Consider the following 21299-nt stretch of genomic DNA (forward strand, 5'->3'; position numbering starts at 1 on the left):
GGTGTTGATTGCGGTGAGGGTCCACCCGTTCCCATCCCGAACACGGAAGTTAAGCTCACCTGCGCCGAAAATACTTGCCTGGAGACGGGCCGGAAAGATAGGTAACGCCAACATGAAAAAGCGGACAGAGAAATTCTGTCCGCTTTTTTTATGGATATGCAGGAAGTGTGGGTATATATGCGCTATTACAACATTCATCGCGCGGTTTTTTTAGAGCGCCCCAACCGTTTTGTTGCACAGGTGGAGTTAAACGGTGTGCCTACGGTATGCCACGTGAAAAACACAGGGCGCTGCCGGGAGCTGCTGCTTCCGGGTGCGGTGGTCTACCTAGAAGAAGCGGATAAGAGTGAGCGCAAGACCAAATACGACCTGATCGCGGTGGAAAAGGCGACGGAGCGGGGGACGCTGCTCATCAATATGGATGCCCAGGCCCCCAATCGGGTGTTCCAGGAGTGGGCGCTGGCGGGACAGTTTCTGCCGGGGCTGACTCTGCTGCGCCCGGAATGCCGGTGGGGCAATTCGCGCTTTGACTTTTACTTTGAGGCAGGGGAGCGGAAGGGCTTTGTGGAGGTGAAGGGGGTCACCCTGGAGGAGCACGGCCGCGCCTGTTTCCCGGACGCCCCCACCCAGCGGGGGGTCAAGCATCTGGAAGAGCTGATCGCCTGCCAGCGGAAGGGCTATGAGGCCTGCATCTGCTTTGTGGTCCAGATGTCTGGCATGAGCGATTTTTCCCCCAACGACCGGACCCATCCGGCCTTCGGTGCGGCGCTTCGGCACGCGGCGGAGCAGGGGGTCAGAATTCTTGCCCAAGAATGCCATGTGGAGGCGGATCTGCTGGAACTTGCGGGCCCGTTACCTGTGTGCTTGGGGTGAGGAAATGAATAATTTGGACATGCAAATTGCATAAAATGGATGGCATACCTGTTCCTGATTCCGTAAAAGGGATGAAAATGCAGAGAGACGATTGACATTTCGCAAATGTTCTTGTAAACTACCCACATCAAGCAAGGACGCTCGTTCCGCCAGTGAAGGCGGAGCGAGCGTCCTTTGGTATTTGAGGGAGGAATTTGTATGTATTCAGCGGTTAATACCATCTGGGTCCTGGTGGGCGCGGCGCTCGTCTTTTTCATGCAGGCGGGGTTTGCGATGTGCGAAGCGGGTTTTACGCGTTCAAAAAACACGGGAAATATTTTGATGAAGAACCTGATGGATTTCTGTATCGGCACGCCCATCTATTGGCTTTTGGGATTCGGGATCATGTTCGCCGGCACCGGCGCGCTGATCGGCGGGTTTGATCCCTTTGTCCTGGGCGACTATGCCGGCATCCTGCCGGAGGGGGTGCCGAAGCTGGCTTTCCTGATTTTTCAGACCGTGTTCTGTGCCACAGCGGCCACCATTGTCTCCGGAGCCATGGCGGAGCGGACCAAGTTTATTTCTTACTGCATCTACTCACTGATGATTTCCGCTGTGGTATACCCGATCTCGGGACACTGGATCTGGGGCGGTGGCTGGCTGGCCCAGCTGGGCTTTCACGACTTTGCCGGCTCTACTGCGGTCCACATGGTGGGCGGTGTGGCCTCTCTGATCGGCGCCAGAATGCTGGGGCCCCGGATCGGCAAGTACGGCCGGGACGGCAAGCCCAGAGCCATCCTGGGCCATAATCTCTCCATCGCAGCCCTTGGCGTGTTTATCCTCTGGTTCTGCTGGTTCGGCTTTAACGGCTGTTCCACCGTGTCCATGACCGGGGACGACACTCTGGTGGCCGCCGGTTCTATCTTCTGCACCACCAACATGGCGGCCGCTGTGGCCTGTATGACGACGATGCTTTTTACCTGGATCCGCTTCAAAAAGCCGGATGTGTCGATGACCTTTAATGCGGCCCTGGGCGGACTGGTTGCAATTACCGCAGGCTGCGACATGGTTTCCATCGGGGGTTCCGCCATTATAGGAATCTGTGCCGGTATTGTGCTCCCCCTGGCAGTAGAATTTTTTGACAAGGTGCTCAAGATTGACGATCCGGTGGGCGCCATCTCGGTCCATGGAGTATGCGGCGCCATGGGCACACTGCTGACCGGCCTGTTTGCGGTGGACGGCGGCCTGTTCTACGCAGGTGGGTTCCGATTTTTTGGAATTCAGTGCCTGGGTGTGCTCAGCGTAATTGCCTGGGTGGCAGTTACCATGACCATTATTTTTACCGTTATAAAGCATACAATAGGTCTGCGAGCCTCCGCCCAGGAGGAGCTGGAGGGCCTGGACATCCACGAGCACGGGCTGCCCAGCGCCTATGCCGACTTTGTGCAGAACACCAACATGACCAGCGTGTCGGGGAAGAGCGCCTATCCTGCGCCGACGGTTGAATCCTCTGAAAAAAAGGCGACAATCGATCAGGCGGTTCCGGTTCAGGTTGTGTCCGCACCCAGCGGCATTTCCGCCTCTGACGTCAAGCTTTCCAAAGTTACAATTCTCTGTAATCAAGCCAAGTTTGAGGATCTTAAGAGCCAGATGAACGAGATTGGCGTCACCGGCATGACCGTCACCCAGGTGCTTGGCTGCGGTATCCAGAAGGGAAGGACCGAGTATTACCGCGGCGTCGAGATGTCGATGAATCTGCTGCCGAAGATCCAGGTGGATATTGTGGTATCCAAGGTGCCGGTTTGCCAGGTAATTGCAGCCGCCAAAAGGGCTTTGTATACCGGTAAGATCGGCGACGGTAAGATTTTTATTTACAACGTTGAAAATGTGGTCAAGGTGCGCACTGGTGAGGAGGGCTATGATGCACTCCAAGGCGAGGAATAGGGAAACAGATGTGCCAAAGGCCCCCGGAGCCTACGCTCCGGGGGCCTTTTTGTGTGTGCAGCCGGAATGGGGATTGACATATATCGAATATCGCTATATTATAATTATAGCGATATTCGATATAAAGGGGGCGGGGCACATGGCACGTAAAAAGCTGGATACTCTGACCGAGCAGATGTACTATGTGCTCCTGGCTCTGCGGCAGGAGCGGCATGGGTACGGGGTGATGCAGTACATCGCCCAGCTGACGGACGGGCGGGTAAATGTGGGGGCGGGCACGCTGTACGCCCTGCTGGACCGGTTTGAAAAGGATGGACTGATTGACCGCACCCGTACCGAGGAGGCCCGGAAATATTACTGCCTGACGCCGGAGGGGGAACATGCGCTTCATCAGGAGTATGAACGGCTCCGCCGCCAGGCAGAGGATATGGAGCGGGCGCTGAGAGAGGAGGAAGGGCTGTGAAACGCAGTTGGAGCTTGTTCGCCTATCCGGTGATGGATATAAAAGCGGCCGAGGCGGCTCTCAACCGCAGGGCCGCGGTGGGGTGGCGGCTGGAAAAGGTGTGGCTGGGCCTGCTGGCCTCCTTTGTGCCGGCCCGGCGGCCAGTCCAATACTGCGTGGACTGGTGCGACCCCAACCGGGAGGACCTGAACTACCGTGCCCTATGCGAGGAGGCCGGCTGGACCTGGCGCCAGCAGACTGCCTACCGGAACATCTATGAGGCCCCGGAGGGCACTGCCCCCATTCAGACGGACAGCGGGCTGGAATACCTGCGCTTCCGGAAAAAGGTCCTGCGGCGCATGGTCCTTGGCGTGGTGCCCCTGGCATGCTGTCTGGTGTTCGTACTGCTCCTGTCTGCGCTGGCCCGGTCGCAGACGGGGGGACCGGGCTGGTGGGAGTGGGAGAATGTAGCGACGGCCCTGTGCCGGTCGGATCTGACGGCCATCCTGCTGCTCACGCTGCCGTTGCCGGCGCTGGGAGGTATGCTCTGGCTGGGGCGGATGCTCCTGCGGCTGATCCAGTGGCGCAGTGCGGCCCGGGAGGGGCGGCCCTTTCCGACGCCGGGACGGCGGAGCGCGGCCCTGGCCTCCGGATTTTGCCTGCTGGGCTGGCTCTACGCGGCGGTTCTGCTGTGGGGGATCGGGTTGGACCTGATCGGCGGCCGCCTGAACCTGGGGCTGCTGCTGGGGTTTGCACTGGGGTCGATTCTGGTCCTGCTCCGCTGCCAGGGGGCGGAATATCAGCGCCGGCGGCGGGGTGCGGCGGTTCTGCTGATCGTGTCCCTGGCGGGCCTGGGGGCTGGCGTGCTGCTCCCCGACCAACTGACGGACAGTTTCCATGTGAAGGGGCCAGTGGAGCAGATCCAAATGCTGCCCGAGTCGATGCAGACCTATGGGCCGGAGACAGAGGCATCCCTTGTGGCCGCCCATACCCGCTGGTGGGAAGTGACCCGGGAGGGTGAGGACCGGGGGTGGGACGACGGCCGGCTGTGGGGGGATATGTGGACTACACGCGGCCCCAGGCTGGCGAACTGGATTACGGAGCACTGCCGGGCGGAGCTGGGTACAGGCTGTCAAACTCCGCTGGTGGGCTATGAGGAGGTCTGGCTGGCCCGGGCCGACCTGGGCGGTGACCCGGAGACGGGGCCCAAAGAGGACCTTTGGGTCATCCGCCGGGGGAACACCGTCCTGCGTGTGCAGACCCACGGACTGGAGGGCCTGGACGAGACGTGGCTGGAGGACACGCTGGCCATGCTGGAGGGAGATGGGACCCATGGGTGAAAAGGAGACCTGCTGGCGTTGGTTTCGCTATGCGGCGGAGGATGTGAAGGCGGCCCAGGCGGAGCTGGACCGCATGGCCGACCAGGGCTGGGAGCTGGAGGAGCTGGGCCTCCTCTGCGCCAAGTTCCGACGGGCGGAACAGCCCAGGCGCTGCTGGGTGGAGTCATCCCGCTGGAAGAGCGTCCGGCGCAAGGACGAGAACAGCCGGGCGGAGTATCTGGAGCTGTGCGATGAGGCGGGCTGGGAGTTGGTGGAGGAGAGCCGCGACCTGTTCTATTTCCGGGGAAAAAAAGGCGCCCATCCCGCTCCCATCCAGACCGACGGCGCGGTGGAGTGGGAGAGCGTGCTGCGCAAGGCCCTGTGGGACCGGGCCTATAACCTCATTTTCCTGACCCTGTTCTGGGCCGTTTATTTTGTGGTGCGCTTTGTCGGGCAGGGCTTTCATCCCTGGGAGGTGCTGCTGAGCAACGCCTCAATGCGTATGCTCCTGTTCCTGACCGCCTGGACGGCGCTGGACCTGGTCCGTGGCGCGTATGTGCTTCGCTATCGGGGGCGCTGCCGCCGTGCGGCCCGGGCGGGTGAGGATTTCCCGGTGCCCGGCCGGAGAGGCGCCCGGGTACGGGGGATGCTGGGGCTGGTTTCCGCAGCGCTGCTGGCCGCAGTGCTCCTCAGCGCCCTGACCGGCGTGGGGGAGGAAAAGCGCAGCGGGGACCTGGGCGGCCTGATGCGGTATGAGACCGTGTCCGTCTTTGCACGGCACACGGAGTACCGCCGCTTCAACGAGCGGGACTGGCTCTACGCGGAGGACTATGACTGCCGCTTTCCCTGGCTGGCGGAGCAGATCTGCCGGGATCTGGTGGAGGATGAGGGGGAGGAGAAGCGGCTGGATACCCACTTCCACAGCGCGGTGATCCCTCAGCGGGCGGACCTGCCCTTTGACGAAGCCTGGACCTATGCCGCAGGGGACCGCAGCGGCCTGATCCTCCGGCAGGGGAGCCGTACTCTCCGGGTGGAGTGTGCTGCCTCCCTGGAGGGGCTGACCGGACTGGAGGATCTGCTGGACCGGCTGGAGCTGGAGGAATAAAAGAAAACGTGAGGCGGCCGGTAAGGCCGCCTCACATTGGTCACAGAAGGGGAGAACAGGGGTTATTCCAACAGATTGGTGATGCTGTGCAAGCGAATGCCCAGGGTGGACAGGTTGTGTAGCAGGGCCGACATGGCCGGGGGGAGAACACCCGCTACACCTAGGGCCATCAGACCGGCATTAAAGCCGATCACAAAGCGGTAATTGGCCTGGGTCCGCTTCAGCAGGCCGTCGGCAATCATTTTCAACAGGACCAGATCAAAGAGATGGTCCGAGAAGATCGTAATATCCGCGATTTCCCTGACAATGTCTGCGCTGTCTAGAACGATCTGCTTGACCTGGTGGTTATGGAATGACCGCGCTGGAAGTTATAACAAAAACTTATGACCATGAGCATAATATTAAACACTTGCCGCCAACCCAATGGCAGTGAAAACAAAAGTTACAGCAGCTTTAATCACGGACAGCCCTGGTCAGGGCCGCGTATGAGTGAAATGGGCGGCACAGCCCGCTCCAATCCGGACCAACCGGCAGATTGACGCCGAAATCACCCCGGCACAGCCGCTCTTTAACACCCTGCGGAGAGGTCCAGGCGGCGTGTCCCTCCATACAATAGTCAATCTTCAGCCGGTCCATGCCGCCGGAAAGCGCCGGGCATTCCCTTTGGCTACGGATGTGGAACACGGCCCCCGGCATGACGGGAATCCCATTCTGGGAGCCCGATGGAATTCCTGCTTTTTTGTGTTCTCCCTCCAAAGCGCGTGCTTCCTATCCGGTACAAGCGGATTCAGCCTGTTGTTCGAGCGGGGCCTCTGCCTGTGCGGTCAGAGGGTAATCAGTACGCCCCGCTTTATGCGCCCGGCGCTGAAAAGGCGTGCTCGGGAAGCGAGGCGGCCAGAAGGCCTGCGGTGAGAGAGAGCTCTTCTTCCGACAGTGCCAGCCCCATTTTAGGAATGAGGGTTTGAAGCAGCGCCACTCTTTTCTTGAACTCCTTTGCCAGAAGAAACCCGCTATCTGTCAGATAGATCTTTCCGTACCGCTCCCGCACCAAAAAGCCCTTGTCCATCAGCACTCCCAGCATTTTGGTCACGGACGGCTTGGTAATCTGCAGGACTTTGGCAACCTCGGCGGCCCGAACATCCAGCGTGGTGTGGGCCAGATCATAAATGGTCATCAGATAGCGAAGATGCGCCTCGCTGAGTTGTTCCATGGGCCTTTCCTCCCGGTGGCACTTACAAGAAAGCGGGAGCGTGGACTGATCCGCCCACGCCCCGCCTTGCAAGTGCTTTTATTTGTTGTGACAGGCGCTGCAGGAGCCGCAGTCACCGCCGCAGGAGCAGCCGCTCTTGCCATGCTTGTGATTGTAGATGCTCCGCCCCACAATGGCCGCAAAGATACCGAAAATAATGAGAGCGCCGATCAGTGTTGGAGGATTCATAGCGTCTCGCTCCTTTCAAAATGTGTGCCTGCTTGGGCAGATGTGTCAGCGGGCGCCGACCTTGGCGGCGTCTACCGCGCTGAGGGTCAGCTCATCGCCTGTGTACTTGTTTTTCCGGAACAGCATATACAGCAGGAAGACCAGGGCGATGATCGCGGCCACTGTGCCGATGCCGAATCCACCGCCGGTGAACAGCTTGCCGAACTGATAGATCATCAGGGAGATGAGGTAGGCGAAGCCGCACATATAACCGATCGCGGCCCAGGTCCACTTGGCGTTGTTCATCTCGCGCTTGATGGCGCCCATGGCCGCGAAGCAGGGGGCGCACAGCAGGTTGAACACCATAAAGCTGTAGGCGGAGATACCGGTGTAGTGGAGCGCTACGGCCGCCTGGAGGGCGGCGTCGTCTTCCGCAACTTCTTCACCGATCTGGAATAGGATGCCGAAGGTGGAGACCACGTTCTCCTTGGCGATAAGGCCGGTAATCGTGGCCACGGTGGACTGCCAGTCGCCGAAGCCAAGGGGCGCGAAGATAAAGCAGATGGCGCCGCCGATCGCGGCCAGGATGGAGTCGTTGTTGTCGGCTACCATGCCGAAGCCGGTCTCGGTGAAGCCGAAGCCCTGGAGGAACCAGAGCACGATGGAGGAGGCGACGATTACAGTGCCGGCACGCTTGATGAAGGACCAGCCGCGCTCCCAGGTGGCACGCAGCACATTGCCAGCGGCGGGCTTATGGTAGGCGGGCAGCTCCATAACAAAGGGCGCGGGATCGCCGGAGAAGCCCTTGGTCTTCTTCAAAATGATACCGGAGACAACAATAGCGGCCACGCCGATGAAGTAGGCAGATACAGCCACCAAGCCGCTGCCGCCGAAGATCGCGCCGGCGAACAGGCCGATGATGGGCATCTTGGCGCCGCAGGGGACAAAACAGGTGGTCATAATGGTCATGCGGCGGTCGCGCTCATTCTCAATGGTGCGGGAGGCCATGACGCCGGGGACCCCGCAGCCGGAGCCGATCAGCATGGGAATAAAGCTCTTGCCGGACAGACCGAATTTACGGAAGATACGGTCCATGATGAAGGCGACACGGGCCATGTAGCCGATGTCCTCCAGAATGGACAGCATCAGGAACAGCACCAGCATCTGGGGCACGAAGCCGAGCACCGCGCCCACGCCGGCGACGATACCGTCAGACACCAGACCGGTGAGCCACTCGGCACAGCCCAGACCCTCCAAAAGGGCGCGGGAGCCGTCCGTGAGCCACGCGCTGCCCAATACGTCATTGGTCCAGTCCGTCAGGAAGGAGCCGAGGGGACCCATGGCGACCCAGTACACGGCGAACATAATCACCGCGAAGATGGGAAGGGCCAGCACACGGTTGGTCACGATCCGGTCAATCTTGTCAGAGGTGGACAGGTCGTGACCGGCGCGCTGCTTTTTGACCGCTTTCGAGACCACTGTGTTGATGTAGGCGTAGCGCTGGTTGGTGATGATGCTCTCGGCATCGTCCTCTAATTCCGCCTCACAGTCGGCGATATGCTCCTCCAGGTGGGCCTTCAGCTCGGCGGGGAGGTTCAGCTCCGCCATGACCTTGTCGTCCCGCTCAAAAATCTTGATGGCGTACCAGCGCAGATAGCGGTTATCCACCTTGCCTTGAATGGATTCCTCGATATGGGCAATGGCATGCTCCACACTGCCGGTAAACACATGGGGCAGCTCGCCGGCCTTTTTCGCCTGGCCCAGAGCCATGGCTTTTTGCGCGGCAGCCATGCCGCCCTCGCCCTTCAGAGCGCTGATTGCGATGACCTCGCAGCCCAGTGCATCCGCCAGCCGGTCCAGGTCAATTTTGTCGCCGTTCTTCCGGACCAGATCCATCATGTTGACGGCCACCACCACCGGCAGCCCCAGCTCGATCAGCTGAGTGGTCAGGTAAAGGTTGCGCTCAATATTTGTGCCGTCCACGATGTTCAGGATGGCGTCCGGCTTCTCATTGACCAGATATCCGCGGGCGACCACTTCCTCCAGCGTATAGGGGGACAGGGAATAGATGCCGGGCAGGTCCTGGATGACCACATCCTTGTGGCCCTTCAGCTTGCCCTCCTTCTTTTCCACAGTGACGCCGGGCCAGTTGCCCACGTACTGGTTGGAGCCGGTCAGATCATTGAACAGAGTGGTTTTGCCGCAGTTCGGGTTGCCGGCCAGTGCGATTTTGATCGCCATAATTCTCTCCTTCCTCAAATATTAGCAAAAGCTAACTTTTGTTCTTAAAATAAGCGGCAGACGGCCGCCCCTTGGAACTCCAACACGCTGTAAACCCCTTTTACTGAACTTCAATCATCTCGGCGTCCGCCTTGCGCACGGACAGCTCATAGCCGCGGACATTGAGCTCCATGGGATCGCCCAGCGGAGCCACTTTCCGAACATGGATCTGCACACCTCTGGTAATGCCCATGTCCATAATGCGGCGTTTGGTGGCGCCCTCACCGTGCAGCTTCACCACGGTGGCGTTTTCGCCAACCTTCACATCCTTCAGTGTTCTCATACGCCCTCTCCTCCTCAAAGTTGTATTGGTGTGAGTCAATTTTGGATACACTCAGATCATAATGCGGTTCGCCATAGTCTTGTCCAGCGCAATTCGGCTGTCCTTTACCTGAAGAATCAGGTTTCCGGCGATTTCGCTGACGACCGTCACTGTCCCATCAACGACAAACCCCAGCTCAGCCAGGTGCTGGCGCACCCCATCCTTCCCGGTGATTTTCCGAATGATCACGGTATCGCCAGTCTTTGCCATTGTCAGCGGCATCATAGGCATCCTCCCGTAAAAAATTAGCTTTAGCTAACTATATTTTAAAAAATAACGGTTAGAAATTACTAACCACATTTTGCAATCTAGAGTTTACTGCGCCTAACCAGCTTTGTCAATACCCTTTTTTGAATTTTCTTGCAAATTGGGTTAGTTTATGATAACCTTGTAAAAACAGGGTCAGACTGGAGGAGATATTTTATGGAAATTCACGAATCCGCAGAAGATTATCTGGAGATGATTCTGATTTTGAAGGAGCGTCTGGGGCTGGTGCGCTCCATTGACATTGTCCATGAGATGAACTACGCAAAGCCTAGTGTCAGCGTGGCGATGAAGCGCCTGCGGGAGAACGGCTATATTGAGATGGACAAGGAGGGGTATATCGCCCTGCTGCCGCCGGGGCTGGAGATCGCCCAGCGTATTTACACCCGTCACCGGTTGCTGTCGAAATTTCTGGAGTACCTGGGGGTCAGCAGGGAGACCGCCTCGGCGGATGCCTGTAAGATCGAGCATGACATCAGTGCAGAGTCCTTTGCGCGGATTGTGGCATTTTCCAAAGCACAGGGGATCATCAGCGGATCAGAAGCGGAAACGTAATGCCACAGTACAGGGACCCGGCCGGATTTGTCCGGTCGGGCCCCTGTACTGTGGGGGGAAAAGGCTGCTTCTAAGCGGAGTCCATGCCGCTCAGAGGTAAAACGAGATGGAGGTATCATTCTGCAGGGGGACTTACCACTGCGCCAGGCTTCGGCCAAGTGCCCGACAGGCATCCTGAGCATCGTCATCGGGGCTTTCATTCGCAATCAGGCCTTCTGCGTCAAAGAGATTGGCGCCCGCGCTTTCGCAGCGCTCGCACCAGTCGCGCATCCACTGCCCGTCGCCCCAACCGTAGGAGCCGAAAAGAGCAATTTTTTTGCCGGAGAGAGACCCCTCCAGGGAGGTAAACATGGGATCAAATTCCATCTCCTCCAAAACCTCGGCGCCCATAGCTGGGCAGCCGAAAGCTACGGCGCCGTAATCTCTAAAGCTGCCGGCGGAAAACGCGCCGGGCGCGAGCATAACGGCTTCCCCGCCAGCCTCCTTCACACCCTCAGCAATACAGAAGGCCATTTTTTCCGTGTTGCCGGTGCCGCTCCAGTAGACGATTGCAACTTTATTCATCGTGTTGTCTCCTTCTAATCGAAAATAGAATTCATATTATGCAGCTGTCGCCAGCTGAACAACCGGGGTTCCCTGCGCGTACCGCTTTTTATAGATCTGCGTACAGATCCGGTATCGCTCAAAGCATTTCTGGGCCGCCACAGGATCGCCGTAGCACTTCCAGTAGCCGCAGCAGGTGAAGTTTCGGGCCTTGTTTTGGATAAAGCCAATCACATCCTGTAGCGGATAGCCCAGGAAAATGCCAATTTCATGCGGATATTCCGCTTCCAGGCACAGTCGTCTGGATAACTGTGCCAGCATTTCACCGGCAGAGCCTGTGCGATACCCCATCTGTTCCAGAAATGTGCTTCGGGATTCTTCCGCCAACAGATGCATGACCCACTTCTCACGGTAGACATAAATGATGCCGACCGAGCTGCCCGGGCACTCCATTAAGACCTGCACCCGGATACCCTTTGGCTCAAAGCATTGGTCCCACACCTGGACGGAATGTCGGATAAGGTCTAAACTCTCCGCCTGGAAGCGGAACAGGCTTGCAGGCTTAATTCCGGCTAAGGTGGGGGCGCAGTGCTCTACCAGCATCGCTTCAAAGCTGTGTTCCATGTGCACCTCCCTTTGCAGATGGTTAGTTATTACTAACCGATGGGGGTTTAAAATGCCGCACCGGCGGTGGGGGGGATAGGAGGTTAGGTATATCTAACCGATGGGCAGAGGATACCACAGGCATCCCCCTTTGTCAAGCGGATTTATGGAAAATTTTTTCCCACGCTTGACATTTCAGCGCGCTGTGCTATACTATTGGTTAGCAATAACTAATCTATCTTAAATTGGGGTTGTGCGCAAAGTCTGGGATGTTTCGGTGCCCCGGCATTCTTTTTCAACGATAGTTAGTTAAAACTAACCGTCGGGCAAAAAGAATGGGTTGGGAATCAATGCTTTTACCGCCTGGGGGCGCCTGCCCGCCGGCAGAGTGCAGAGAAAAGAGGTCGCTTTATAATGTGACACGGGTTACCATTCAAGTGGGCGGGATGATGTGCGGAATGTGCGAAGCCCATATAAATGAGGCGGTCCGACGGTCCTTTCGGGTAAAAAAGGTCACCTCTTCCCACAACAGGGGAGAGACGGTCATCCTGACCGGGGGGCCTATACACGAGGAGAAGTTGCGAAGAGTCGTCAGGGACACAGGACATGAGATGGGCGCTATCACCCAGATACCCTACGAAAAAAAGCCTGTTTTCTAGATTTTAGAAATGACTACCACATTTTCGAGCGGTGATAAAACTGCCGGAGATTTCTGTATCAACACAAAGGGTAAAAGGAAGGTATCCAGATGCTTCAAATGGCGGGAAAAGGGGCGCGTTTTCGGTGGAATCGACCGAAAAACGCGCCCCTTTTATACGTCAAATCCGCCTGTGAGGATAAAGCGCCTCAGAGCCTGTTCCAGCTTCATGTTGAGCTGGAAGGGCTTAATGGGCGCGCCGGAAACCGCCTCAAGGTAGGCGCGGGCCGCCGTCCGGTCGACTGCGGCCTTCAGCCGGTCAAACCGGCCGAACTCGTTGATGTTGGCGTCAGTGACCTTTTGCTGCATAAACGCCCGCAACGCCGCCTCATCGACGCCGATGGCGGTGGAAAAACGGTGAATCTGATCGTTTTTCGCCTGGGCCATATATGCTGTGATGTAGTCGCGCAGGGTTTTCCCCTCGTCAACCGTGATATCCCCGCTCTGCACGTCATGCAGAAAAATATTGGCAAACTTCTGCTCCTCCCGGGTGAGGGCTGCAAAGGAGTGATGCAGCTCGTCGAGCACAGCGGAGAGCTCCTCGCCGGAGTGCAGGGCCTTCATATATTTTTTGAAACGGGAGTTCAGGTAGTTGGCGTCAATCACACCGGTGTTGATTTCGGTTAAGTAGGTGTCAATCTCATATGGGACGTCTCCGATCGAACCGCCGCCCGTGGGGGAGAAGAGCTCCTTATAGCGAAGAGCGAGAATCAGATAGGCGGTCTCGTCCAGCTGTAGTGGAATGGGCAGCTTCCCGGCGGCGCGCTTGCCCTTCCGGGAGCGCTTGTCCCAGGTAAAGCCCTGGATTTTGGCCGCCTCCAGAAAGCTGTTGAGCCGTTTGAACAGCTTGGCAAACTGCCCCCGCTCGGCGGGGTCCTCCGGGAGGCGTTCAAAATGCTCAATTCCAGTGGAGCGGAAGAGCGCGTCAATCCTGCCGAACGATTCGTTCATCCCCTTGAGATTGCACTCCAGCTTGTCCGCAAAAAGGCCCAGCGGCTTATCCCCGGAATAGAGATGAAACGCCGCATCTACATTGTTCCGCATGGTATAGGGCTTGCGGTAATAGCGGATGGTGCCGAAGGGTTTTTCCGGCCCATAGAGGCGGTTGGTGCGGGAGAAGGCCTGAATGAGTCTTTCATAGGTCAGGATTTTGTCCAGATAAAGTGTATTGATCCACTTGGAATCAAACCCGGTCAGCATCTGATCCACCACAATCAGCAGATCAATCTGCTGCCCGGGAGAGCGCTCAATGGACCGATAGAGCTCCTTATGGGCCAGCCGGCAGGAGAGATCCCTTTTAAAGCTGGCGTAGCTGGACATCCGGAAATCCGTGCCATAGCGCTTGTTATAGTCCTCGACAATCGCGGCAATGGACTCTTCCTTGAAGGCCGCGCTGCCGTTGTTGTCAATGCTGGGATCAAACAGTGCCGTCACCTTCAGGCCGCTGTCTTTTTCCTGAAAGAGCTGATAGTACGCAATGGCCTCCGCGATGCTGTTGGCTGCGAAGAGCGCGTGAAATTTGCTCCCCTGGCTGAGGGTGGTCCAATTGTCCAGAATATCCTGGACGACCTGTTCCTGGTGTGGTCTGCACTCATACTGTGTGCTGGGGAGATAGTCCTCAATCCCTTTCCGGTAGCGCCCGTTCTTCTGCACATAGCCCGCCATGGGCACCTGGGTATGGCTCATATAGTGCAGATAGACCGCCTTCTTGTCCGGATCGGCCAGAGCCTCGGCCTCGCTGGCCGCCTTCGCCTTTTCCAGGGCGATGGCCCTTCTTAGGTCGCGGTCCTTATAGGTGGGGACCATATAGGGGTCAAAGCCGAGCACGTTTTTGTCCCGGATGCCGTCGGCGATGCTGTATCGGTGCAGCTCGTTGCCGAAGATATCCGCGGTGGTATTCATCTTCTTTTGGTTTTCCTCGTGGATCGGCGTGCCGGTAAAGCCGAAGAACATGGCGTTGGGGAAGGTGCTCTTGATGGTAAGCAGCATCTCGCCGAACACATCCCGGTGGGCCTCATCGACAATAAATACAATGCGCTTGGCCTGGATCAGGCTGATATCGTGGGCATTGAAGCCGCCGGACTCCTCCACCCGGCTCATCTTCTGGATGGAGGTGACAATCAGGGTGTTGGACGGGTCGGAGCTCTTCAGCTTGGCCACCAGGCTGTTGGTGTTTTCGGTTGCCTGCACTGCGTCCGCGTCGTCGGCAAAGCCGCGGTAATCCAGCAGCGACTGCGTACCCAGCTCCACCCGGTCCATCAGGAACACAACCTTGTCCGCGTCTTTGGAGTCGGCGATCAGCTGGGCGGACTTAAAGCTGGTCAGGGTCTTTCCGGAGCCGGTCGTGTGCCAGATATAGCCGCCGAGGGGATCCGGCTCCGACCAGCGGCGCAGCGCGACGCAGCTGGTAATGCGGGAAACGGCGTAATACTGATAGCTGCGCAGGACCTTCAGCAGTCCGTCCGTATCATCGGCCACTGTATAGAGACCAATGAGCTGATGGGCCATGGGGATGGAGAGCAGGGACTGCGCCACATCCTTCCAGTCGTTCACCGGTTCGTTGTTGACGTCCGCCCAATGGAAGTAGAAATCCCTGTTGAAGCGGCCGTCCGGGCCGGGGTTGGCAAAGTACACGGTCTCCTCCGGGGTCATGGCGATAAAAGTCTGGACCAGGGAAAACAGGCCGGTGAAGACGCCCTCGCGGGTGTATCTTTCAATCTGATGGCACGCCTGGCTGACGTCAACGCCGCTGCGCTTGAGTTCACAGTGGATCAGGGGCATGCCGTTTATCAAAAGTGTAAAATCACCCCGGCGGTCCTGCAGCACGGCGCTTTTGGCGTGGAATACCGGCTGCTGGGCAATTTGATAGCGGCTCTGGCCGGCGGCAATCTCCCACCGGTCATAGATCTTCAGGCTGACCTCCCGGCCGATGTGGAGCTCGTCCGCCGGGTTGTCCCGCTTGACCGCCACGGTTTTTCCATTAATGAAGCTGTTGAGCTTCAGCGGGGTGCGCAGCCGGGCAATCTGATCGAGGATCTGCTGCATTTCGCCGTCCGTCAGTGGAACGTCGTTCAGGCGGTCCACATCCCGGTTGTTCTCAAACAGAATCTGCTTCCAGTTCTCAATTAGCTCTTCTTCTGTTTGGTAGCGCAGGATATCCGGCTCCCAATTGTATTTTTCCACCAATAGGCGGATGAGGGCGGCCTCAAAGGCGGCCTCCTGTTCAAAAGCCATGGCTTGCCTCCCTATGTCACACCAGCATTTTTTCGAGGAGCGCTTTTTTCAGGAGCTGGAGCTTTTCCAGCTCCTCTGCGCTTGCGGCAATCAGACGATCCATTGCCGCGAAAAAACCCGAGATAGCCTGCTGCTCCTCATAGCCTGGAAAGCATACCGTGCCGAGCAGGGCGTCGTCGTCGCTGATGTTGATGGTGTTTTTGGCCCCTTTGCTGATGATGGGGCGCAGGTACTGATTGAGCCGGCGGTCCAGTTCAAAGTAGGTCTGGACAAAGGGGGGATAGACACAGGACTTGGGGTGATATACGGCATAGAGGGCCGATACGATCCCCGGGGCCCCCATATTGGTCTTAATAATGCCATAGGGGGTATCCCTTAGGGGAGATTTGGTATAGACCACATCCCCCTGCTTCACGATGCCGTAATTGGTAACGGCGGCGCCGGCAAAGCTTCTGCCCTTGTGCTTGATCTGATTGATCACGCCGTACTCGCCGGATACGGAGAGCACATCGGACTTTGTATAGGTGTTCTGCAGGTTTTTCTCCCTTGCGGTCTCCAGGTAGAAGCCGAGCGGGCGCCGCTCCCAGTCGCCACGAAACCCCTGAAACCGGAGTTCCGGCGCGTCGGAGCCCTCCTGCGGAAACATCTTTTCCAGCAAGGATTTTTTGAAGCGCTGGAGTTTGCCGCATTTGTGCTGACAGGAGCGGATCAGACGGTCGAGACAGGCCAGGTACTCCGCAATTTTTGCCTGCTCCGCCTCCGCGGGCATGGCGCAGGTAATTTTACCAAACACAGGATATTTCAAATTCCACGTATCGGAGGTGATGCCCTGGGAGTGAAGCTGGAATTGATGAATCATCGCCGCCTTTTTAAACGCATAGGAAAAAAACAGCGAATTCACCCCGGCTTTTGGAACAAGCACCGTGTATGCGGGGCTTAAGATGCCGCTGTACGGGGAATAGCCACAGGCGCCCTGCCACATCCGCATGGTGTTATAGGCGATGTCGCCCACTTCGACTTTTTTATAGTGGGACTTATCTTCGCTGGAATTGTCATAGCGGCCGAGCTCGGAAAACTTTTTCAGTCCGGAATGGATCGTGACCGAAATCAGATCTCCCTCGGAGGAGCGCTCCTGCCGCTCCTCAAAACAATCCTCCAGCGCGCTGCGCGTCCAGGGCGCCTCAAAGCTCCGGAATCGGATCTGCGGCAAGTCTTTTTTTCCCGGCATCTTATTCACCCGACAACAGAGATTGGAACTCTGCCAGACCTTTCATATCATATTCATCGCCGGTCAACTGGTCGATCATTAAAGACAGCTCCTGCTCCGATTCCTCAATCTGCCGGCCTAAATCCTGATAGGTCACGGCATATTTCTCCGCCAGGCGCTGGACCGCCTGCTCCAGTGTTTCGATAATAGCCTCCGGAATGGCGCGAAGGGAGGCGCAGAGCGGCGCGATCCATTTCAGCCGAAGCAAGTCGAGGACCTGGACGTCCGTCAAAGCTTCAATCGTCTCCTTCGTCAAAAGATGCAGCGCCGCGGCCATCTCCCGGGCCTGCTTTCGGACGGATTTTTCCTCGTCCATCAATTGGCCTGCGCGGACCATTTTGGCCTCAAAGGACCCCTCCGGGAAGACATAGGCCTCCCGCAGGGTCTTCCGATACAGGGCGGCCTTGCCCCTGGCGTAGGGGACATTGCCGTCGATTGCCGCCCAATTCACCTCGGGATGGTCGGCAATATACTGCAGCCGGACCGCCTTTCCCGAATGCGCGTCAAACAGCTCCAGATACCCCTGCAGACCGGAGAGCTCCGGGGAAGAGACCTCCGCGTAGAGTTCCGCCAGCTTTATGGAAAACTCTCTTGGCACAAACGCAGTGTTGTCCTCGTTGAGGAATGCCCCCCGGTCCCCCTCCTCGATAGAGTCGATCAGCTCGGCCAGTTCCGCCGCAATCGCCTCCTGCCGGGCTTCCTTGGCCTTTACTGCGTCGTAATCCGCTTTTAACAGCGTGGTCTGCACCAGCTCGAAGGGAATGATATGGCCGACCCAGCCGTCCTGCACCTCTTCCTCCTTGTCGCCCTTTTTCCTGAGCACCAGATTGGGGTCGACCTGCCTTGCGGCGGAAAAGCCCTCGGTCTGGATCATCTCAAGATCGGCGGAGATGCCTCCCCACTGGTTGTCCAGCAGCTGGTAGGCCTGGTATTTGTCCACCAGGGGGAGGGCAGCCACTCGGTCGAAGATGGCCTGCGTAATTGTGTCCTCCTCCTGGGAGAGATTCAGCTCCCGCATATTGCCGATGAGCTCCCGGTCCAGATAGGCGTCAAAATCCCCAAAGGCGTCCTGACAGGCGGCGACAAACGCCTTTACGTCAGGGCTGTTGTCGATGGCCTCCTTCAGATTCTCCGCCGCCAGAGCGGAATAGGGGGTCCCGTCACAGGAAAACAGGGTGCTCCGTAGCTGCGGAAACGCCGTCCAGTAGGGCTCCAGCCGGTCAATTTCATGGTTGGGGGTGCCGCCGAACATGGTGGCGTAGATGTCCCAGGTCTCCGATGTCTCAGAGGAGTCAATGTAGCGGGGGAGATTCAGGTTATAGCCGTTTCGGCGTATCTCCGCCTTGGAGACGAGCCGGGCGTACTTCTCCACCCTCTGGGGGCGGACGGCGACCGTGTCGGCAATTTTCTTGATGTCCGAAGCCGTCAGCTTGTTGGTCTTGCCCGCCTTGGTGAAGCCCTTGGAGGCGTCGATAAACAGCACGTCGGATTCAGCCCGTTTTTGGCGCAGTACCATGATAATGGTGGGAATGCCGGTGCCGAAGAAAATATTGGCCGGCAGGCCGATAATGGCCTCAATGTTGTTGTTCTCGATCAGGTTTCTGCGGATGCGGCCCTCCCCTTCTCCCTTCCCGTCTGTGCCGCCGGTTGCGTCCCCACGGAACAAAACGCCGTGGGGCAGTACGATGGTCATAATTCCATCCGGCTTGAGGTGATAGAGCTCATGGAGCAGAAAAGCATAGTCCGCTTTTCCCCTCGGAGCCACGCCATAGCGGTAGCGGGGATCTCTATTCTTATGGGACGGATCCCAATGCTGGGAATAGGGCGGATTGGATACCACCGCATCCACGTACACGGTGCGGTGGGCGGCGGCGGGGTCCACATCATCGGAGAATGGCCAGTCCTCCTCCAGGGTGTCGCCGCAGCGCGTATAGATGTTGTCCGGCCGGATCCCGCGCATGACCAGATTCATGCGGGTCAGATTGTATGTATTTTCCTTCAGTTCCTGGGCGTAGTATTTGATATTATGCTTATCCGCAATATATTTGGACATGCTCTTGCCGATGGTAATCAGCAGCGAGCCGGAGCCGCTGGTCGGGTCATAGATCTCAATTTTGTCCCTGCCCCTGAGGTGGTTGGCGACGATTTCCGACATCAGCAGGGACACCTCGTGCGGGGTGTAGAATTCACCGGCTTTTTTGCCCGCGTTGGCCGCGAAATTGCTGATCAGATACTCATAAATAAACCCCAGGACATCATAGTCCTGCCTTCCGTCCATGGGGATGTCTTTAATCAGCTGGATCAAATCGCGGATCGCTTTTGTCTGATTGCTGGCGCTGTCGCCGAGCTTGCTCAGGCCGGTCTCCAAAGTGTTGAAAATCTTGCTGAAAACCTTCTGGTGGGTCTGGCTGATCAGCCGGTTGAACGCGGAAAGCGCGGTCCTTACGTCAGCCACCGAAAAGGAGCTTCCCTTGTCGAGCCAGGTGGAAAACAGATGCTCATAGGCGATGAAATAGCCGCGATTTTGCTGGCAGTAAACTACGATCTCCGAATGGTCTTCCTGTAAGGATTCTTTGATATCCGCATCCGGATAGCCGTCCTTTCTGAAAAACTCGACCTCCTGATCAGAGAGAAATTTGTAAAAAATGAAGCCAAGAATATAGTCCTTATATTCGTTCGCTTCAATTTTGGACCGCATCTTATTGGCGGATTCCCAGATTCTGTTTGCCAACTGCTGTTTATTCATCGCTCTGCTCTCCTAATTCTTCCATACACATTTGGGGATCCGAACCCTCCTGGGACGCACAGGGCTTGGTGTTTGGCTGCCGGGGGGGTAGACCGTCCGATTTCTCTGCCGCCGGTCTACGCTTGACGTATTTGCCGCTTTTGATTCTGGCGTCAGCGGGTTTCTCCGCATCGGCCGGAATGGCCCAGGAATGCCCAATGCGGACCGCGCCCGGGATACGGTCCTCGCCGCACAAGATCTGTATGCGCCGGGTGGAGATACACCACTTTTCAGCAAGCTGTGTGACCGAAAGATATTTCATACTCCATGCTCCTGTTACAACACATTTCACGCGATCCAGACAAGAAGCTGCAGGAAACCACTTTCCTATTGTAATCGCAGTGCCGAATAAAATCAACAGATTTTTGCCAGACCAGGGAAGCGCGAGGGCCGTGCCGTGGGCGAGCCCCAAGTCCTGCCTGTCCATAGGGAAACACCGCCGTAAACGCATTGCCCGTATAGAAACTCTCCGTTCATGTAAAATACATCCATACTGTGAATGGAGGGCTTTTATGAACGGATACAGACTGACAGCGGACCAGATTGCCGCCTACGGCGCATATCTTCAGCAGGAGGAGCGAGCGGCGGGAACAGTGGAGAAATATCTCCGGGATCTGCGAGCCTTCGCACGCTGGCTGGAGGGGAGCGAGGTCACCAGGGAAGACCCGGCTGGGTGGAAAAATTACCTGCTTTCTCTCCGCTACGCTCCGGTCACCATCAACTCTATGCTGGCAGCGCTGAACGGCTTTTTTCAGTTTGCAGGTTGGAGTGACTGCCGGGTGAAATTTTTGAAAATCCAGCGGCGGCTGTTCCGGGACCAGTCCCGGGAGCTGACCCGGCCGGAGTATGACCGCCTCATCGCCGCCGCCCGGGGCAGGGGGCAGGAGCGGCTTGCCCTGCTCGTCGAGACCATGGGGGCCACCGGCGTCCGGGTCAGCGAGGTAAAATATCTTACCGTGGAGGCCGCCCAGCGGGGCCGGGCGGAGATTAGTCTGAAGGGGAAAATCCGGGTGATTCTGCTGCCCAACAAGCTGTGCCGTAAGCTGCTGAAGTATGCTAAAAAGCAAAAAACCGCCTCCGGTGAGATCTTTCTCACCAAAAGCGGGACAGGACTGAGCCGCCGCCAGATCTGGGCGGAGATGAAGCGGCTGTGCAAATATGCCGGGGTGGAGCCGAAAAAGGTCTTTCCCCATAATCTGCGCCACCTGTTCGCCACGACATTCTACTGCTCCAGCCGGGACATCGTGAAGCTGGCCGATGTGCTGGGCCATTCCAGCATTGAAACCACCCGCATCTATCTGGTGACCTCTGGCGCGGAGCACGTCCGACAGCTGGACCGACTGGGATTGGTGTCGTAGGCAAACTTCACATTTTGCCGTAAGCGCAGACGGAAAAATACAGGCGAATACATATCGCGAGAACAATTATACCATTTGTTCCCCCAAATAACAAGACATTTTCCCGTTTTTGGGCACAAAAATTACAGGCCGAAAAACTGTTTTTTGCGGCCTTGGTCCAATATGCCCGAACAAAGAAACTGGATGCCCTGGGAAGTTGCTTCCCGGGGATTTTTTGTACAATTTCGGGCAGTCTGGATGCCAGCTGTGGTCAAAATGTGAATTTGGTAAATGTCGGGCTTGCCCGGCATTTCTGCTATAGCGGCAAAATGT

18 protein-coding genes and 1 rRNA gene are annotated in these 21299 nt (G+C 57.4%); 8 read left to right on the forward strand and 11 right to left on the reverse strand.

The annotated features are described in order from the left end of the window. The 6 genes from rrf to H9Q75_RS00030 all read left to right on the forward strand — a co-directional run. Positions 1–113 (forward strand): 5S ribosomal RNA (rrf, locus tag H9Q75_RS00005); the annotation flags it as partial. Positions 114–177: 64 nt separating this feature from the next. Continuing rightward, entirely contained in the window at positions 178–873 is a 696-nt protein-coding gene (sfsA, locus tag H9Q75_RS00010) for a DNA/RNA nuclease SfsA (RefSeq protein ID WP_186564128.1), read from the forward strand. Positions 874–1071: 198 nt separating this feature from the next. Further along, positions 1072–2796: an ammonium transporter gene (locus H9Q75_RS00015; protein WP_186564129.1), complete on the forward strand. Its 1725-nt coding sequence runs from the start codon at positions 1072–1074 to the stop codon at positions 2794–2796. Positions 2797–2935: 139 nt separating this feature from the next. Continuing rightward, positions 2936–3259, forward strand: coding sequence for a PadR family transcriptional regulator (locus H9Q75_RS00020; RefSeq protein WP_186564130.1), 324 nt, complete (start codon positions 2936–2938; stop codon positions 3257–3259). Next, the gene (locus tag H9Q75_RS00025) at positions 3256–4578 is read left to right on the forward strand and encodes a DUF2812 domain-containing protein (RefSeq protein WP_186564131.1); all 1323 of its coding nucleotides are present in this window, start codon (positions 3256–3258) and stop codon (positions 4576–4578) included. The genes H9Q75_RS00020 and H9Q75_RS00025 overlap by 4 nt, the downstream gene beginning before the upstream one ends. Further along, positions 4571–5662 carry a DUF2812 domain-containing protein gene (locus H9Q75_RS00030; protein ID WP_186564132.1) on the forward strand — a complete coding sequence of 364 codons (1092 nt, stop codon included), beginning with the start codon at positions 4571–4573 and terminating at the stop codon, positions 5660–5662. Before H9Q75_RS00025 ends, H9Q75_RS00030 begins: the two co-directional genes overlap by 8 nt. A gap of 62 nt (positions 5663–5724) precedes the next feature. Here H9Q75_RS00030 and H9Q75_RS00035 read toward each other — a convergent pair whose 3' ends face one another. The 6 genes from H9Q75_RS00035 to H9Q75_RS00060 all read right to left on the reverse strand — a co-directional run bounded on the left by H9Q75_RS00035 (position 5725) and on the right by H9Q75_RS00060 (position 9906). After that, positions 5725–5910 carry a hypothetical protein gene (locus tag H9Q75_RS00035; protein ID WP_186564133.1) on the reverse strand — a complete coding sequence of 62 codons (186 nt, stop codon included), beginning with the start codon at positions 5908–5910 and terminating at the stop codon, positions 5725–5727. Positions 5911–6512: 602 nt separating this feature from the next. After that, positions 6513–6872, reverse strand: a complete 360-nt coding sequence (locus H9Q75_RS00040) for a metal-dependent transcriptional regulator (RefSeq protein WP_186564134.1) — start codon at positions 6870–6872, stop codon at positions 6513–6515. A gap of 78 nt (positions 6873–6950) precedes the next feature. Further along, positions 6951–7100 (reverse strand): FeoB-associated Cys-rich membrane protein, encoded by a 150-nt coding sequence (locus H9Q75_RS00045; RefSeq protein ID WP_186564135.1) that lies wholly within the window; start codon positions 7098–7100, stop codon positions 6951–6953. Positions 7101–7145: 45 nt separating this feature from the next. Beyond that, positions 7146–9320, reverse strand: a complete 2175-nt coding sequence (gene feoB / locus H9Q75_RS00050) for a ferrous iron transport protein B (protein ID WP_186564136.1) — start codon at positions 9318–9320, stop codon at positions 7146–7148. A 100-nt stretch (positions 9321–9420) separates the two neighbouring features. Further along, positions 9421–9642, reverse strand: coding sequence for a FeoA family protein (locus H9Q75_RS00055; RefSeq protein ID WP_186564137.1), 222 nt, complete (start codon positions 9640–9642; stop codon positions 9421–9423). Positions 9643–9693: 51 nt separating this feature from the next. Next, complete coding sequence (locus H9Q75_RS00060) at positions 9694–9906, reverse strand: FeoA family protein (RefSeq protein ID WP_186564138.1); 213 nt, start codon at positions 9904–9906, stop codon at positions 9694–9696. Positions 9907–10104: 198 nt separating this feature from the next. Between H9Q75_RS00060 and H9Q75_RS00065 the strand changes: the two genes are divergently transcribed. Further along, positions 10105–10500: a metal-dependent transcriptional regulator gene (locus H9Q75_RS00065; RefSeq protein WP_186564139.1), complete on the forward strand. Its 396-nt coding sequence runs from the start codon at positions 10105–10107 to the stop codon at positions 10498–10500. Positions 10501–10632: 132 nt separating this feature from the next. On the opposite strand, the gene H9Q75_RS00070 is transcribed toward H9Q75_RS00065, so the two are convergent. The 5 genes from H9Q75_RS00070 to H9Q75_RS00090 form a co-directional block, all read right to left on the reverse strand. After that, a complete protein-coding gene (locus H9Q75_RS00070; RefSeq protein ID WP_186564140.1) occupies positions 10633–11064 on the reverse strand; it encodes a flavodoxin in 432 nt (143 codons plus the stop codon). A 36-nt stretch (positions 11065–11100) separates the two neighbouring features. Beyond that, positions 11101–11667 carry a DUF3793 family protein gene (locus tag H9Q75_RS00075; RefSeq protein ID WP_186564141.1) on the reverse strand — a complete coding sequence of 189 codons (567 nt, stop codon included), beginning with the start codon at positions 11665–11667 and terminating at the stop codon, positions 11101–11103. A 790-nt stretch (positions 11668–12457) separates the two neighbouring features. Next, a complete protein-coding gene (locus tag H9Q75_RS00080) occupies positions 12458–15577 on the reverse strand; it encodes a type I restriction endonuclease subunit R, EcoR124 family (RefSeq protein ID WP_186564142.1) in 3120 nt (1039 codons plus the stop codon). Between the two features lie 16 nt (positions 15578–15593). Beyond that, the gene (locus H9Q75_RS00085) at positions 15594–16787 is read right to left on the reverse strand and encodes a restriction endonuclease subunit S (protein ID WP_186564143.1); all 1194 of its coding nucleotides are present in this window, start codon (positions 16785–16787) and stop codon (positions 15594–15596) included. Positions 16788–16806: 19 nt separating this feature from the next. After that, positions 16807–19590, reverse strand: coding sequence for a type I restriction-modification system subunit M (locus tag H9Q75_RS00090; protein WP_186564144.1), 2784 nt, complete (start codon positions 19588–19590; stop codon positions 16807–16809). Positions 19591–20141: 551 nt separating this feature from the next. Here H9Q75_RS00090 and H9Q75_RS00095 point away from each other — a divergent pair. Continuing rightward, positions 20142–20987, forward strand: coding sequence for a tyrosine-type recombinase/integrase (locus H9Q75_RS00095; protein WP_186564145.1), 846 nt, complete (start codon positions 20142–20144; stop codon positions 20985–20987). The last annotated feature ends 312 nt before the right edge of the window (positions 20988–21299 follow it).

Origin of the sequence: Lawsonibacter celer (assembly GCF_014281125.1) — a bacterium.
Classification (GTDB): domain Bacteria; phylum Bacillota; class Clostridia; order Oscillospirales; family Oscillospiraceae; genus Lawsonibacter_B; species Lawsonibacter_B celer.